The following is a 17,070-nucleotide window of genomic DNA, read 5'->3' as shown; positions in this document are numbered from 1 at the left end:
CTCACTCCTTACCGAAAATGCCCTTTAAATATGCTGCATTGCTTTTAGCTGCCTCACTAGGAGGGATATCTGCACGGTCTTGCTCAGCTATAATCCATATATCTTGTGTGTTCTTTTTAATCCAATCTGCGGCTTCTGCTAGAGGAGCAATGCCCGTACCCAATATTACTGTGTCGCATTCTGAGCTTCTAGTGGCAAAGTCTTTGAAATGAACCGCACCAATCCTTCCCTTAGTCCGATTAAGGAATTCGAGGATATTCCATCCACCTTTCATCACCCATCCAATGTCCGGACAGAATCCCAGTGCATCACTACTTTTGCTTAGAAGGGCTTGAATCACACGACCGTCATCCGCAAACTCCCAGTTGTGATTATGATAAAGGAATCGAACACCTTGGGACTGACACTTTTCAGCGGTCCGATTTAGGATATCAAAATCACGGTCGAATTGACCGTCAGATACATATCGAAGACCTGAATAAATAATTAACGAGCATCCTACAGCATTAAGGTAATCGAGTACCTCATCTATAATGCGACGTTCTGAATCTGCCTGAGCCGGGTCTAGAAGACTGCCACCAATGTGTATGGCAGCCAAACGAAGCCCTCGATTATCAAGCATTTTCCTCAGTTCATTCGCCGCTTTTCCCCGCACGTGACGAAAGCCTATTTCTACCCCTTCATATCCTGCTGCTACGACATCGTCAAAGACCTGTGAGAACCGCTCACGCTGATTTTCTCCCCATGTGATTGTCTGACAACCAATATGAAAGCCCATTATGATTTCACTCCCATCTACTTTTAACCTAATGCATCACAATAAAATACTATCTCATATAAGATAATTCCTCTATTTTGCAATAAAGCTTTTGGCTTAATGGCGCTGTTGTATTGGAGAAATGAGCGGCAATACTAAATAAAAATAAAGCCGAAGTTGTACACTCCGGCTTCACTTTTGCAGAGAGGGCTTTATTTAGCAAGCCCGCATATTCCAAACTTGCTTTAGTTCATTTTCGCACAAAGGAGGTTACACCTCCTTAACAAATTGCGCCACCATATCACCAACTTCACTTGTCGTGTAACCCATCTTTCCCGCCGCCAATGATTTGAGTTTTTCACCGGTAACTTTTGCAATGGCTTTGTCTACTAACTCGGCAGCCTTCTGTTCACCAAGGTTCTCCAACATCATCTGGAGCGCACCTATTGCCGCAAGTGGATTGATTACATTCTTTCCTGTGTATTTTGGAGCTGAGCCCCCAATCGGCTCGAACATTGAAACGCCTTCTGGGTTAATATTTCCCCCGGCGGCAATTCCCATTCCGCCCTGCGTCATTGCGCCAAGGTCGGTGATTATGTCGCCGAACATATTGTCAGTAACAATTACGTCGAACCACTCTGGATTCTTAATCATCCACATAGTGGTTGCATCCACGTGCGCATAATCCGTGGTTATATCTGGGTACTCTTCCCCTACTTCGTAGAAAGTTCTCTCCCAGAGGTCAAATGCATATGTCAACACATTTGTTTTTCCAACTAACGTTAGCCGCTTCGCTTTATTGCGCTTCCGACAGTATTCGAAGGCATACCGGATGCACCGCTCAACGCCCTTCCTTGTATTAATTGATTCCTGAATAGCAACTTCGTCTGGGGTGCCCTTTTTCAAAACGCCACCTGCCCCAGCATAAAGACCCTCTGTGTTTTCGCGAACTACAACATAGTCAATGTCCTCCGGCTTCTTGTCCTTTAGCGGTGTATCCACCCCTGGGTAAAGTTTGACTGGCCTAAGGTTAATATATTGGTCAAGGCCAAATCTTAGTGCCAGTAAGATGCCTTTCTCTAGAATTCCAGGCTTAACATCAGGATGGCCTATTGCACCCAGGTAAATCGCGTCATACTTCTTCATTTCCTCGATTGCGTTCTCAGGGAGCACCTCACCAGTCCTGAGATACCTATCGCCGCCCCAGTCATATTCCGTCGTTTCGTATTGGAACCCTGCAACTTCCGATACAGACTTTAAAACTTTTAATCCCTCGCGGACGACTTCGGGCCCTGTGCCATCGCCAGGGATAACTGCTATTTTGTAGGTCTTCAACAGTGCGTCATCCTCCTTACAACGGTTATCCGAAACAAACTAGAGTATAGGAGATTCGGCCCTGAAATGCAAGTAGCAAAGCGGAAACAAAGCCAGATAGCATCCATGATGCTCTATCACGAGTTTGCAAGCCGCAATTCTACAAATACACTAATATACCAAATGAGTGTTACTTCGGCTGCTTAACCCACGTATGCCAATCAGGACCTAAATCACCACGTTGCTTATAGCGATCCATAAGGTGCGCACAGCCGCAACTGCGTTCTTCCCCTGCCAATATGCCGGCTATTGCAGAAATGATCTCAGGAAACTTGTCAACTGCACTTTCAACTAAGCTTTTCTCCTCCTCCGAGATCAATCCTTCAAACAGTTCACCAGGCGAAAACTTTGCTTCTCTAACCCCTTCTGCGTAGTTTGTTATATAGCAAATGGGTGCGTAGCACATCTCGAGTTCTTTGGCTAAAAAGACTTCGGGCACAAGGGTCATTCCCACCATATCAGCGCCAAAAACCTTGAACTTCTTGATTTCAGCTGGAGTCTCCAATCGAGGTCCCTCTGTGCAGACATACGTACCGCCAAGGCGAACATCAAGCCCTAGTTTAACCATTGCTTTGAGAGCTATGTTTTGCAAATTTGGACAAAATACAGGATTCTGCCGCACAAAACCTACTCCCATTCCCTCAAAAAATGTATAGGTGCGCCGCTTTGTTTCATCAATAACATCATCGGGGAGTACAAACTGCCCCAATCTCAAGTTCGTATTTATTGCCCCAGGGCCCGACCATGCTATAACCCTAGTGGCTCCCAACTCCTTCAAAGCCCATATGTTCGCACAATAATTAACAAACGACGCCGAGATGCGATAGCCCTCCTCACCATGTCTTGATAGAAACAGGTAATAGGCGTCTCCAGCCAAGATTTTATATATTGGTTGAGAATCTCCAAAAGGCGTTCGAACAGGGCCAAGCTTCTCACCAAAGATGCGGCCAGTTTTAATTAAAGTATATGCCTGGCTTCCACCTATAACAGCAAGTATTTCCTCCATGCAACCCCTCTCCCACCGAGTGTTTTAGAAAAACAACGACAAAAGACCATCACAACGCTTTGAACAGCCCCAAGCGATCATAAGCACATCAAGCAATAATAAACGAGCTACATAGACAGCGCTCCAGCAACAATAGTTAAAATGAATTATCTGCAAATTAAAAAAGTAGTTTATAGCATATCCCAATGGGTAAAAACACTCTAAATACACACGAGCAAAGAAACTAATTTAAACGTTTAATGGGCTGACGAGTCCGCCCACTCATCAGCCCTGCTAACGACAAATGCCCATGAGTACGGTCATCGGTCGCCAGCAATTTCAATTATACCACATACGACTGAAGCAGTCAGCACTAATGTGCGCTTGCCAAGCGATCGTTTCCCTCATTATGGTTTCTTTCCAGCAGTGGAGGAATAATCAATGGATATCTGGACAGTTTACCGCATACTAATGAAGCACAAATGGGCTATCATTTTATCTACCGCTATCACGGTTGGAGTAGCTCTATTCGCATACTCCCTTTTACCTATTTACTATGAAGCAACCGCCACCATGATGCCATCTGATAGAGTATTGATGCACCCTACTACAATTGGCACCGCCATTGCCCCCTTAAGTGATGAACAACGCGATGAACGTGTATCAACCTTGGCAGCAATGGCTCAAAGCCGCACAATATGCGCCATTGCCTGCAAAAAGCTGAACCTAAAAATTTCTCCATCTGAGCTTCAAAGCAAACTTACAGTAAATCGAGTTATTGATAACCAAGATGGCCGACAGACAAATTTGCTTAAACTAAAAGTCCTAATGGATGAGCCCGAAAAGGCTGTCATAGTCGCCAATACGCTGGCGGAAAGCTTCTGTGATTTCTACGACAAAGTCAGCCATAAAGAAGCCACAGAAAACCGTAAGTTCCTTGAAGAACAACTGCAGGAAGCACGCCGCAAGCTTGATCTCGCAGACGAACGCCTGCGAAGTTTTCGAGGGCACGCTCGCATTGCGAATCTAAACACTCAAATTGAGGCTGATTTGAAAGTCTTAGCAGATCTTAAATCACAACGAGACTCTGCAATGGCACAGCTGTCGGAAGTTACTGGGAACCTAGCGGCCGTATCTAGACAAATTGCTCAGATGAGTAGTTCTAAGACCACAGTTGAAATGACCTCTGAGGGTAGCGCAACTGCAGACCTGAAAGCACGAATCGCTCAAATGGAGAAAGACCTAGCACTTCTTAGAAGCCGTTATACTCCTAAACATCCAAAGATTATTCAGCTTGAGACAACTTTAGCACGTGCGCGCGATGAACTAAATCGCACATCGAACCAAATGACGCAAAGAATTGTAGTCACCGCAAATCCTGAATATGAAGCACTCCAATCACAGAAAAGAGATCTCGAGGCTAAGCAGGCAGCAGGACAAGCTAGGGTCGCCGCTTTAGACCGTGCTATTCGCGAGCGAGAAAAACAACTCTCAAAATACCCTAGCACTGACGTTGAACTTAGTAGACGAGCACTGGAAAGCAAGACAGCACAGGAAGCTTACAGCTCGATTCTTGCCCGCTGGAATCAAGCAAGGATTGACGAAAGTCTTACAACTGAAACCGGTGCAATCCAAATAATTGACCATGCTGAAAAGGCAAGCGGACCAATTCGAAAGGGACCTGACCGAATTCAACTTATTATCGCTTCGATTTTGTTCGGCATCGCCATTGGCGCAGGTTACTCTCTATTAACAGAAAAGCTGGATGTATCCATCCGTACCGTAGAAGACGCACGCTCGCTAATTGACCTGCCAGTTGTAGGAGTTATTCCAACACTTGAACCCGCAGTTTCGGCGACTGATGCGCCTAGGCTTACGGATTTAAACCCCGTTTCACCTTACGCGGAGTCTTATCGGTTCTTAGGAACAGATTTACTCCTTTCGGCAGAGCAAGATGGAATCAAAAGCATAATGATTGCCACTGCAAAACCTCATCAAGGCGGGACTGTAACAATTTGCAATCTTGCGATTACTCTTGCGCAAGCAGGCAAGCAAGTGATACTTGTCGATGCAGACTTCCGCCGGCCCCAGCTTCATCGTGTATTTACGGTCGCCAACAAACCTGGCCTGAGTGACGCATTGTCTAATGGCATGCCAATTTCAGAAGCTCTGCACCAAACCCACATTCCAAATTTGAAACTTATTCCATCGGGAACAAATCCAGATAACCCTTGGAAATTACTTAGGTCACAGAGATTTGTCGAAATCATGGACGAGCTTAAGGCTATGAGCGATTTTGTACTGTTTGATTCTCCAAGCGCAATGGTCTTCGCAGACGCAATTACCATTTCCTCACTAGTTGATGGAGTAATAGTTGTAATTCGTGCTAATCAACCTCCGAGGGGCAACGAGCTTCAACTTAAACACTTACTAAATAAAGCAAATGCTAATATCATCGGAGTGGTGCTAAACGCAGTTTCCCCACATTTAACAGATAGTATTTGCTTTCATGATTATTATTACTCGTCTCCTAGCCAAGGAAAATCAAGGCTCGCCATTAGCGGCAGTCAAGGCACAAAAAATACTACGGCAATCATACCAAAAGATGAAGACAAACAGGCTTGATATAGCACCAAGGACATTACTTAAAAGGTAGCAGGATGAAAAGCATTGTCGGTTCGCCAGCAATATCTGAATTAAAAACACAACCTTTGAAAACTTCTCGCAGCCTGGTGAATCTCAGTTTAGTTTCGGCATTAGCGGGGCTTCTTCTTGTATTTGCCCGCCCAGGAGCATTAATGCGAATATCGGCAGCAATTGCATGCGCATGGATTACCCTAACTTTTCCCTTCGCAGGATTGATACTTTATCTACTCGTTGAATATATGCGCCCTGGTGATGTAATGCCAAGCATTGCTAGCTGGCGGCCTGCACTTATTGTAGCGGCACTAACAATGATTGGATTGGTTATCGCAAAGTCAAAAGACCGCTCGCAAGAGATAGTATGGAGCAAGCAAAGCTGGATGCTAGCGGGCTTTATATCAACCATGCTGGTATCAATAATCACAGCGATTTGGAAATCCCAAGCGCTTCAAGTAACTATCGACGCAGCGAAGATTTGGATAGTCTTCCTAATTATGACAAATTTGATAACCACTACTCACCGCTTAAAGCAGTTCATTTGGGTTATGGTCTTGCTAGGCTTCTATCTTGCAAGCCGGTCTGTATTTATGTATCAACGGACGGGTGACTTCGCAACGGGGCCGGGAGAAGGCTTCCTGGGGGACCGCAACGACCTTGCAATGGCAATGCTTGTCATACTCCCAATAGCAGGCTCTTTGTTTCAAGCCTCCGAGAAAACACTTGAAAAGACAATAGCTGGAGCTACATTTGTTGCTCTTATAGCAGGAATCATCTCAACATTTTCGCGCGGTGGATTTGTAGGACTCTTATGCGTCCTCTTAGGAATGAGCTTGCTTGCGAAGCGACGGACAATCGCGTTTTTAACACTTTCGGCGCTTTTAGTTATAGCTTGGTATGTATCACCTGATTCCTACAAAGAACGTATTATCTCAATTTCTCACTACCAACAGGACGAATCGGCTCAAAACCGCCTTTATGCTTGGAAAGCAGCACGGGCAATGTTTCACGATCGTCCGTTCTTTGGCGTTGGACCAGGGAATTTCGAAACAGCATACGGAAGGATATATCGCCCTCCAGGCGCACCCGGGATTTGGCGTGCACCCCACAGTATATACTTTGAATGCATCGCGGAATTAGGAATCGTAGGATGTATATTCTTTGGCTTGCTAGTAAGTCTGACGTACCTTGATTGCCTAAAAATATACTTATCTCGCACAGTTGCGCCACCTACCAATTGGGAACGCCGAATGGCTGCAGGATTTATGCTAGGCATGACTGGGTATCTGGCTAGTGCTACATTTCTATCTGCATTACTTTACTCTCATCCATATTATCTCGCCGCGCTTACCGTAAGCATGGCAAACATAATAAACTCAAGGCAACCAAAAACCGGAGGTGAATCAGTATGAGAATACTTCAAGTCGTCCCCACCTCCGGCGCAGGCGGAGCAGAACAAATAGTACTCTCGCTTGCTAAATCGCTTAAAGAAAACGGTTCAGATATTGCCGTGGCGAGTCCAGGCAGCGACCCCTACCTATTCCAAAAGCTCAAAGAATCAGATATTAAGGCTTTTCCGTTGGCTACACAAGATAGAAAATGGCAGATATTCGAAATCGCAAAAGTAATCAAAACTTTCCGCCCGGACATCATCCACAGCCATATGTTTGATGCAAACTTACCATCCACATTGGCAAGTTTAATTTCACACACGCCAATAATTCTCACCATTCATTCAACAGTGTATGAGTTGGAAACATGGAAGCGAAAACTCATCAATGCACTTTTAAGTCGATGCGTCTCTCAAATTGTGGCTGTATCAAAAGCAGTCGCACTTAAGCTTAATAGCGCAGGTGTGCCAGCAAACAAGATTATATGCATATACAACGGAGTGGATGTCTCACAATTTATGGGAGATTCCAAGAATAAGTTTCGACAAGAACTTTGCATTCCGGATGACTCGCGTCTAATGGGTATGGTGGCAAACCTCCGGCCGGCAAAAGACCATGAGGTGGCAATTAGAGCAGCAGCAATGGTGATAAAAAAAGTTCCCAAGACCCATTTTATGATGGTTGGCGATGGTGTAGATAAAACCGCACAAGCACTCATGAGGCTAAGAGAATACTTAGGCGTAAGCAGAAATGTGCATTTTCTTGGATTCAGAGAAGATATTCCAAACGTACTTAAATCTCTCGATTTATTCGTGCTGGCAAGCAAAGTTGAAGGTCTCCCGGTAAGCGTTATTGAAGCTATGGCGGCAGGATTGCCAGTCGTCGCAAGCAATGTGGGAGGAATTGCAGAACTGATCGAAGAGGGCATCACGGGGTTTCTCGTTCCGCCAGGCGATTATAATCGCCTTGCAGAAAAAATTGAAGTTATTCTCCAAAACCCAACCTTGGCTAAAAGTATGGGAATCGAGGGCAGAAAAAAAATTTTAAACAACTTCAGCCTTGAAGCAATGAAAAATGCATATTACAGCCTTTATTTAAAGTTTGGCAGGGTACAACAATAAAGCATATCAAATGAAGCTGGGGGCTCGACGGGTGGTATTTTTAACGTTCCAGACAAAAGAGGTAGGAAAATATGGAAGCGATTTTCTGGATCAGTTTTGCATTGCTTTTCTACACCTACGTCGGCTACCCATTTTCGCTGATGATTATAGGCTGTTTTCGCAGAAAACCTGTATATCGCAAGCGAATACATCCAAAATTAAGCATCATAATAGCTGCTCATAATGAGCAAGCAGGCGTTAGATTGAAACTTGCAAATACCCTATCATTGCATTATCCTAAAGACCGGTTAGAGATCATCCTAGTATCAGACGGCTCTACGGATCGCACTGCAGAGATTGCTTCAGAGTTTGAAGCAGCTGGCGTGCGATGTCTAGTGATAAACGAATGGGTGGGTAAATCAATAGCCCTAAATCATGCAGTTCGGTTTGCAAAGGGTGAGATACTAGTATTTACGGATATTGGCGCACTAGCTGAGCCAAATTGTCTAGAAGAGCTTGTATCAAATTTTGCAGACCCAACGGTTGGATGTGTCTCTGCTGAGAATCACGTTCTCGCACAAGGAAGCGGTGCGAGCGAAGGTACATACATGAAGTATTTGATGTGGCTAAGACGGCTAGAAAGCAGGATTGGCTCTTGCACGTGTGTGTGCGGTTCATTTTATGCAATTCGCAGGGAACTTTGCCCAATATTCATACCTCATGCTGCAACAGACCTACTCTCTGTTCTTGAGACGGTCAAGCGGGGGTACAGGACAATAAGCGACCCCCTTGCCCATGCCAACATAGGCGCAGTTCGCACCCAGCGTGAGGAATTTCAAAGAAAATTCCGTACTGTTTTGCTTGGAGTCGCTTGCCTGCCCTACATGCTTCCCCTGCTGAACCCAATTCGCTCTGGACTTTTTTCTCTCGAGCTTTTGAGTCACAAAATTCTGCGCTGGAGTGGCGCAGTATTTCTGGTATCTTTGCTGAGCGCGAATGCGTTCATTTATGGAATATCTGATTTGTACAAGGTTGCATTAGGGATTCAACTCATTTTTTACACTTTGGCATTTCTTGGCGCCATATCTGAGGGACTCGCTGCCAAATTAGCAATTGTTCGCATCCCATACTTCTTGATACACACGCATTTCTCCGCTCTTGTAGCATGTTGGAAATATGCCCGTGGTGAGCGCATATCAGTTTGGCAGCCATCAAAGCGCCCGCTTGAAGGAATATCAACATGAGCGCCGTGCGGCTTCTGATGATTCGAAGTACGAAATCTTATGGAGGCCCAGAGCGCCAGATTGTTGGATTTGCTCGACGGCTTAACCCTAAGCTGTTTTGTCCAATAATCTGTACATTTAGCGATATGTTGGGCTGGAAAAACCCCTTACTTGAAGTTGCCGCGAGCTTTGGGCTTAAAACTTGCTTGATTCCGACTGAACGAGCTTTTGACAAAAAAGGCGTGTACGCGCTGAAGCAAATAATAGAAGAACACAAGATAGATATGCTTTGCCCGCAAGACTATAGGGCAAACGTTTATGCTTTCCTTGCTACTAGAGGCCTCAACATTCCGCTAGGGGCAACCGTGCATGGATATGCTGGCAATACTAATAAGGTGCGTTTATACGAGTTTCTTGACCGGATTGTCCTAAGAGCAATGCACAAAATTGTTTGCGTCTCGGATGCACTCAGAACTCGACTGCGTCGATATGGATTATCCGATAGAAAGCTCAACCGAGTATACAATTCCATCGATCCCGAAGAGATATTACCTGTAGCTTCAAACGGCGGTGGGAAGTCGAAGAGTCATATAGTTTGTAGCGTTGGAAGGCTAAGCGTCGAGAAAGGACATCGCTTTCTTTTGAATGCTTGGCGTTATGTCGTGGAGCACTTGAAAAATGCCCAGCTTGTATTAGTAGGCGACGGCCCAGAAATGCCTAAGTTGTTGAGGCAAGCACAGGCCTTGGGTATTGAATCGTCAGTCAGGTTCATAGGTCATACTAGCAGACCGCTTGACTACCTAAGGGAATGCGATGTTTTTGTTCTTCCCTCACTTACCGAAGGCCTACCCATTGCACTCTTGGAAGCGTGCGCGATTGGCAAGCCAGTCATCGCATCCAACGTTGGAGGCGTCGGCGAGGTAGTGATTCCAGGATACAATGGGTTGCTTGTTCGCTCCAAGCAACCCATGGAAATAGCCAGCGCCATTATAGACATTCTCACACATGCTGAAGTCGCAGTGGCAATGGGCGCACATGGAAGGCAACTCATCGAGGAAAAATTTTCATTTAAAAGAAACGTGCCTCTACTAGAGGAAGTTTATCTTTCTTGCATTGGAGATTCAGTAACAGAAGAACTGCTTGCTGCGTGATTTATTTACTAAAATGAAAATCTTAGTGATAACAACACGAATGCCGTTTCCACTCGATAACGGCGGAAAACTGCGAACATATAACCTGCTTCGACGGCTTTCGGAGAAGCACTGGATTACATTAGTAACTTTCGAGCCGGAGGAAACTCCTCCGCAAGCGTTCATACAGTCGATTTGTCGAAAATTGATAACAGTCCCAGAACCTAATAACAATACAATGGCTTCTTTTTGTTTCAATCTCCTATCCGCACCGTTCTGTAGCGACCCATTAACAGTAAGGAAATACACATCTGATCTTTTAGCAAAAGCAATTCGCGACCATCTAAGCCGCGAAACGTATGACATAATCCACTGTGAGTCAACGCCATTAGCACGAACAGCTCTACAAGCAGCAGGCAGTCCTGATTGCGTTGGCACGCAAAACGTCGAAGCTCAAATCTGGCTGAGATACGCTGAAACATCGGTTAATCCGTTAAAACGGTTTTTTATGTTTAACCAATATCGAAAGATGTTTAAGTACGAATCGGAGACATACCGATATTTTGCCAGGGTTTTGGTTGTTTCCAATGATGACCGGCGATTAATGGTAGATTGGTATAGACTCGGCTCGGTGGTGGTGCCTAATGGAGTAGACACCGAATATTTCCAACCAGGACTCTCCGAGCGAGACCCTTCAAACATCGCTTACGTTGGAGCAATGGACTGGCGGCCAAACCAAGATGCCGTACTTTATTTCTTGCACGAAATCTGGCCAATCGTGAAAGCCAAAGTACCCAAAGTGACATTCTCAATTGTTGGCCGGAAGCCACCAAAGAGCATTCTTAAAGTAGCCGCGCTGGATAAAAGTATCGAAGTAACCGGCACCGTCAAAGATGTGCGGCCCAATCTATGCCGCGCCTCCGTATGCGTTGTCCCTCTTCGAATCGGAGGAGGTAGCAGGTTAAAAATCTTAGAGGCGCTTGCCACGTGCACACCTGTAGTCTCTACAACCGTGGGTGCTGAAGGACTAAAAGGCATCGAGCCTTGGGTGGCAATAGAAGATAACCCTAGGGCATTCGCCGAACGAGTAATTCATTTGTTGAAATCGCCAACTCCAAAAGAAAAAATGCAAGAAGCAAGAAAGTTTGTCGCTGAACAGTACAGTTGGAAGGCGTCGGCAGAACGCATTGAAAGTGTTTGGAATGATTTGCTAAAAACTTCGCGCCCGGAGTTGTTTCAACATGCGGCTTAGACTTTGCTTATTAAATATTGCATATTCGGGAGCAAATCCGCATCTCATACGCGAACTATCGCGTCGCGTTGATTTGGATGTTGTGGATGTACCGTTTCCTAAGCTTACTGACTTAACGCTCAAGCTGAAAACATTCCATCCACGACTAGCCGTGTGGAAGCGTCGTTATTCGCGGGCTTTGAACCAAGCATTCAAAAGCTATCAAGTTTTCAAAGCCCGCAGCCGACTAGCAGCTCAGGGAATTTCGAAACTTCCAAAAAAGCCTGATGCAATACTGCAAATCGGCGGGCTTTTCTCGCCAGGCCGCACTGATATCCCTTATGCAACATACAATGACTTCACTACAGCACTTGCTTCGAGGGAGTATCCCCCATGGGCGGATTTCAAGAACATAAAATCTGCTAATCGTTGGTATGAACTTGAGACAAAACTCTATCAGCAAGCTGGAAGGGTTCTTACCCTAAGTGACTATACTCGAAAGTCCATCATCGTCGATTATGGGGTGTCTGAATCGAAAACAAGAACTGTGAGAGCAGGCATTAACTTCTCGTCTATCCAAGAGCGCACTGATGGCTATGACTGCAGAACAATCTTGTTTGTCGGTTATGACTTTGTGCGAAAGGGTGGTCCGACGTTGCTTGATGCCTTTACGCTTGTGCGAGAAGAGCGTCCAGATGCCCAACTCATCATAGTCGGCCCACAAATTAACGAACAACCTGGGGTAAAATGCTTGGGCCAGATTACTGACAGAAAGCAATTAATAGATCTTTACCATAAAGCCTCTCTGTTTGTAATGCCTAGCATTTGTGAACCGTTCGGTTTTGTCTTCTTGGAAGCCATGGCTTCCAAGCTCCCATGTATTGGCACTACCTGCGATGCGATGCCCGAGATTATAGAAAACGGACGAACAGGATTTGTTGTACCGCCTGGAGATCAGAAGGCCCTTGCGGAGGCAATCCTGAAACTACTTGGCTCACGTGAGCTTCTCACCACGATGGGTGAGCGCGGTAGAGAAAGGGTCAGTAAGCTTTTTACATGGGAACAAACTGCTAAACATATAGTGGAGGAGGTAGAAGCAATGCTATAAAGACGTTTGCAAATCAGAAACAAAAATTCATTTCTATTCGAAAAACATTCAAAAAATTAACAATCGGCCAATAGGCCAACGAAAAGAAAGGGGTTTTATGAACTTTGGGGCACAGTAAGGTACACGTATTAAAATTGGCGTTTGTTATCATTCTCATCGCTTGCGCTGTAGAATGCGTGACTGCACCTGTCAAAACATCAGATTATCCTTGGATTAATACAAATGCAATTGAATACCTCCAGCCAACAGATGCGGTTGCTGTGCTGGATGCTCAACACTTTGACTCGGCACTTAGTCCAGAACGATTTAATAAGGTAAAAACCGAGCGCCCAGGGAAACTATGCTTGAAGTACCAAATTTGGCGCGATACATATGTCAATGAATGGGCTGCATTTGAGCGCCAAAAGCAAGAAACTTGGGCACGGAATAATGGTAAGAATGCGGAAGACTTTTGGTGCCATTATGCAAATGACGTCACTGTTTCTTTATCAACTGGCAAAAAGGTAATTCCTGGCTGGAATCCAGCCAATGACGCCAACCGCGATGACATTCGAGACTACAAGAGTGATTATGGGACAGCCACTGCAGTAGGAAATGGCTATCTACAAGATACAACAAAAAACTGGACTCCCAATGAATGGGCAGGCCATATTCTCGTTGACCGCTTAGGAAACCAGTTCACTATAATAAGCAACACTGCCACTCAGATTAATGTTTCAGGAACTCCGGCATCTGGGCGATATGGTCTATCACATGTAAACTCGGCAGACCACAAAGCGACCGCCAGGACACGAGCCGAGGCGCGCGTCAGGGTCCATGCATGGGGAGATGCTTCATACCCCGATGCGTGGGTGCAAAACTACTCATCTCAAGACTATTGGGCATATCGAAGATATGATGTACAACAACTGATAGTCGAGGGCAACACAAGCTGGGACCCAGGCGCCGATACCCGTTGGGACGGCATCTTCGTGGATTCTACCCTGCCCTACTATGATTGGCCAACCGTTGTTGATGGTCAGGACCGCGTTCTCGAATATCCAAATAGAGACCCTGCAATATACAAGCAACACACCATCAACTTGATAGCTTACGTTAAGGCTGGAATTGGCAACAAATTAATATGCCCAAATACATGCGGTTTATTCCCTGAAGCCGGAGACGCTGGCGGCGCGGTGTACGAGGAAAATACCATCAGCTTCACTGGAGCTCAAGGCCCATCAAAGTGGGAACAGTGGCGCACACGAAATGCAAAAGGTGTCTACTGCTTCACCGGCTACTTCTTTAGCTACTCTGACCGAGCGCGCGAGCAAATTCACTTCTTGGCTCATCATTATATCGCGCAGGAACCTTATATCTACTTTGGAATATACGGCTTTGGATATACACCGGTTCAGTGGTTTGCAGCAATGGAAAAGGATGTAGGCACTCCAACTGAACCTTACTCAGTCTGGAAGAGCGGCACAGACCCAGTCGGCCAATCCTACGTCATTTACAAGAGACAATATACAAAGGCTCTCATTCTTTGTCGCCCAATGAACCCTGCAGGGCAAAGCAATTTCGGCGACGCATCAAGAGTGACATTTACGCTTCCATCATATACTACCTCTGATGGAGGAACATCAAATCGCTACTACAGCCTGCGAGCCGATGGAACTCTCTCAGAAGCAATCACATCAATAGGTCTTCGAAACGTGGAGAGTGCCATACTTTTCCCTGCAGATACAGCTAGTCAACCTCAAACTGATACTACGCCACCTGTCATTTCAGGTGTATCAGTCACTAACATAGGTCCAAACAGCGCAACCGTAACTTGGACAACCAATGAAAACGCCACCTCAGTGGTGGAATATGGTACGACAACTTCTTACGGCACCACTGTTTCCAACGAAACAGTCCTATCTACTTCTCATAGCATTACGCTAACAGGTCTTCAGCCTTCGACAACCTATCATTACCGTGTACAATCCAGAGACTCAGCAGGAAACAACGCAGTCAGTGCCGATTATACGTTTACTACTTCAGCAGATGTAACAGCGACTGCGCCATTTATTAGATCATGGCTAGTATTGGGGCCGTTTAATAATACGAATAGAGATGGGTATAATCTAAATTTAATTGGTGAAACGGATGTTTCACCAACATCCGGAGACGTAGCCGGCGGGTTGACATGGACTCCACATCAATCTACAAGCGATCTCATTGACTTTGCATCCATCTTCAATCCGAACGTCGACACCGTTGCTTACGCACACATTTACGTGAAATCTCCATCGGCTCAGAACTGCCAGCTGTGGCTAGGCTCGGATGACGGCATCAAGGTGTGGATAAACGGCACCCTGGTACATGATAACTTCGCGTACCGCCCTGCAGTAAAAGACCAAGACAAGGTTTCAATTAGCCTTCAAGCTGGTTGGAACAAGATGCTAATAAAGGTAGACCAAGTTGCGGGAGGCTGGGGCTTTTATGCACGCATATGTGATTCGAGTGGAAAAGAAATACCCGGACTAGAGTATGCGCTTGACAATCCGCAGAGCCCTCCACCAGATACAACGCCACCAGTAATATCTGCCGTGTCTGCAACCATAACATCTTTCAACCAGGCTGCGATTACCTGGGAGACTGATGAGCCAAGTACTTCTGTGGTTGAGTATGGCCCAACAGCCGCATATGGCAGTAATGTATCAGATACAACATTGGCAACCCAACACTCAATTATATTAACCGGATTATTGCCGGGCACCACATACCACTACAGAGTGAAATCTGCAGATGCATCGGGCAACCTTGCGATTAGCGCAGACCTAGTGTTTATCACGCCAACGCCACCCGATACTACTCCGCCAACAATTTCGGGAATCTCAGCTCAATCGGGGGCAACTGATGCAGTAATCAGCTGGCAGACCAATGAAGCAGCAACTTCAACGGTTGAATACGGCACGTCAACATCATATGGTTATGAAACAACCGACCCAACGCTGGTAACACAGCATACTGTGAGGCTAACATCGCTCTCGCCAGACACACTATACCATTACCGTGTCTGCTCAACTGATGCATCGGGTAATGAGGCAGTAAGCCAAGACTACACGTTTGCTACCCTGCCAATGACTACCACCGGGCCGGCACCCTACATTCGAGAATGGCTGGTAATTGGCCCGTTTAACAATACAAATCGTGCTGGATTATCAACCGACTATATTGGCGAGGCTACAATTACGCCATCAGCAAACAACATCTCCAACGGTTTGACGTGGTGGGCGTACAAATCGCCTATTGATGTCATTGATTTGAGCGCCATACTGTATCCAACTGATTATTCCGTGGCGTATGCCCATCTATACATCAATTCACCTTCCAAGCAAGCGTGCGAACTTCGCCTTGGATCCGATGATGGCGTGAAAGTATGGTTGAATGGCACGCTTATCCACGAGAACGCCGCCTGGAGACCCGTTATCAAAGACCAAGATAAAGTTCCTATTACGCTAAAACAAGGCTGGAACAGACTTTTAATTAAGGTCGACAACCTCACAGCTGGCTGGGGATTCGCAGCTCGAATCTGCGACACAGCCGGCAATGAAGTGCCAGGCCTTGTCTATCAATTGGATAATCCCCTTGCAAAAGACACGATTCCGCCAAGGGTAGTCTCCGCTAAGGCAATAGACCGCTATACAATAATTGTATACTTTGACGAGCCAGTTACAGCCGAGACTGCGAATGTTATCGCAAACTACAGTACTACTGCTAAGGTGAAGTTCCAAAGTGCTAAACTTCAAGCAGATGGCATGAGTGTTCTATTGAAAACAACTCGTCACCTCCGAGGAACTTACACCTTGAAGGTCATCAACGTATCTGACCTTGCTGGCAACAAAATACCATCGGTGGGAGCAGTTAATAACACTGCAACCTACACTGTATACTAACATGCAGGTTGAGTCCAGCTAAGTTGATACGTTAATAAAGGGGTGCCATAGGGAATTTCAATAATCGTTAATTCTCATGGCACCCCTAATTTTAAATTTCCCACTGGAACCAACATCCGCCAAAATTAACTTTCCACAGCATGCGCTCCATAAAAGGGTTAAAGCAACGTAAATTAGGTTATAAAGTCATTAAGAAAGCTAGCAGAGT

11 protein-coding genes are annotated in these 17,070 nt (G+C 45.7%); 8 read left to right on the top strand and 3 right to left on the bottom strand.

Features of this window, described 5'->3' with window-relative positions; genetic code table 11:
* Position 1 precedes the first annotated feature (1 nt).
* From QHH26_01070 to QHH26_01060, 3 genes are all read right to left on the bottom strand, one after another.
* The gene (locus QHH26_01070; protein ID MDH7480549.1) at positions 2–778 is read right to left on the bottom strand and encodes a sugar phosphate isomerase/epimerase; all 777 of its coding nucleotides are present in this window, start codon (positions 776–778) and stop codon (positions 2–4) included.
* Between the two features lie 249 nt (positions 779–1,027).
* Positions 1,028–2,095, bottom strand: a complete 1,068-nt coding sequence (locus QHH26_01065; GenBank protein ID MDH7480548.1) for a 3-isopropylmalate dehydrogenase — start codon at positions 2,093–2,095, stop codon at positions 1,028–1,030.
* Between the two features lie 166 nt (positions 2,096–2,261).
* Positions 2,262–3,137 (bottom strand): MTAP family purine nucleoside phosphorylase, encoded by an 876-nt coding sequence (locus QHH26_01060; protein ID MDH7480547.1) that lies wholly within the window; start codon positions 3,135–3,137, stop codon positions 2,262–2,264.
* 420 nt (positions 3,138–3,557) lie between these two features.
* On the opposite strand from QHH26_01060, the gene QHH26_01055 reads away from it, so the two are divergent.
* From QHH26_01055 to QHH26_01020, 8 genes are all read left to right on the top strand, one after another.
* On the top strand, positions 3,558–5,741 hold the full coding sequence (locus QHH26_01055) for a polysaccharide biosynthesis tyrosine autokinase (protein ID MDH7480546.1): 2,184 nt from the start codon (positions 3,558–3,560) through the stop codon (positions 5,739–5,741).
* A 35-nt stretch (positions 5,742–5,776) separates the two neighbouring features.
* A complete protein-coding gene (locus QHH26_01050) occupies positions 5,777–7,168 on the top strand; it encodes a putative O-glycosylation ligase, exosortase A system-associated (protein ID MDH7480545.1) in 1,392 nt (463 codons plus the stop codon).
* Positions 7,165–8,268, top strand: a complete 1,104-nt coding sequence (locus QHH26_01045; protein ID MDH7480544.1) for a glycosyltransferase — start codon at positions 7,165–7,167, stop codon at positions 8,266–8,268. Before QHH26_01050 ends, QHH26_01045 begins: the two co-directional genes overlap by 4 nt.
* Positions 8,269–8,339: 71 nt before the next feature.
* Entirely contained in the window at positions 8,340–9,491 is a 1,152-nt protein-coding gene (locus QHH26_01040; protein MDH7480543.1) for a glycosyltransferase, read from the top strand.
* Positions 9,488–10,621, top strand: a complete 1,134-nt coding sequence (locus QHH26_01035; protein MDH7480542.1) for a glycosyltransferase family 4 protein — start codon at positions 9,488–9,490, stop codon at positions 10,619–10,621. The genes QHH26_01040 and QHH26_01035 overlap by 4 nt, the downstream gene beginning before the upstream one ends.
* A gap of 13 nt (positions 10,622–10,634) precedes the next feature.
* Positions 10,635–11,852, top strand: coding sequence for a glycosyltransferase family 4 protein (locus tag QHH26_01030; GenBank protein ID MDH7480541.1), 1,218 nt, complete (start codon positions 10,635–10,637; stop codon positions 11,850–11,852).
* The gene (locus QHH26_01025; protein ID MDH7480540.1) at positions 11,842–12,939 is read left to right on the top strand and encodes a glycosyltransferase family 4 protein; all 1,098 of its coding nucleotides are present in this window, start codon (positions 11,842–11,844) and stop codon (positions 12,937–12,939) included. The genes QHH26_01030 and QHH26_01025 overlap by 11 nt, the downstream gene beginning before the upstream one ends.
* Positions 12,940–13,043: 104 nt before the next feature.
* Positions 13,044–16,862: a fibronectin type III domain-containing protein gene (locus QHH26_01020; GenBank protein MDH7480539.1), complete on the top strand. Its 3,819-nt coding sequence runs from the start codon at positions 13,044–13,046 to the stop codon at positions 16,860–16,862.
* Positions 16,863–17,070 lie beyond the last annotated feature (208 nt).

The organism is Armatimonadota bacterium (assembly GCA_029907255.1).
Lineage (GTDB): Bacteria > Armatimonadota > UBA5829 > DTJY01 > DTJY01 > JAIMAU01.
Note: the sequence above shows the minus strand (reverse complement) of the source record. Positions and strands in the feature narration are given on the sequence as shown.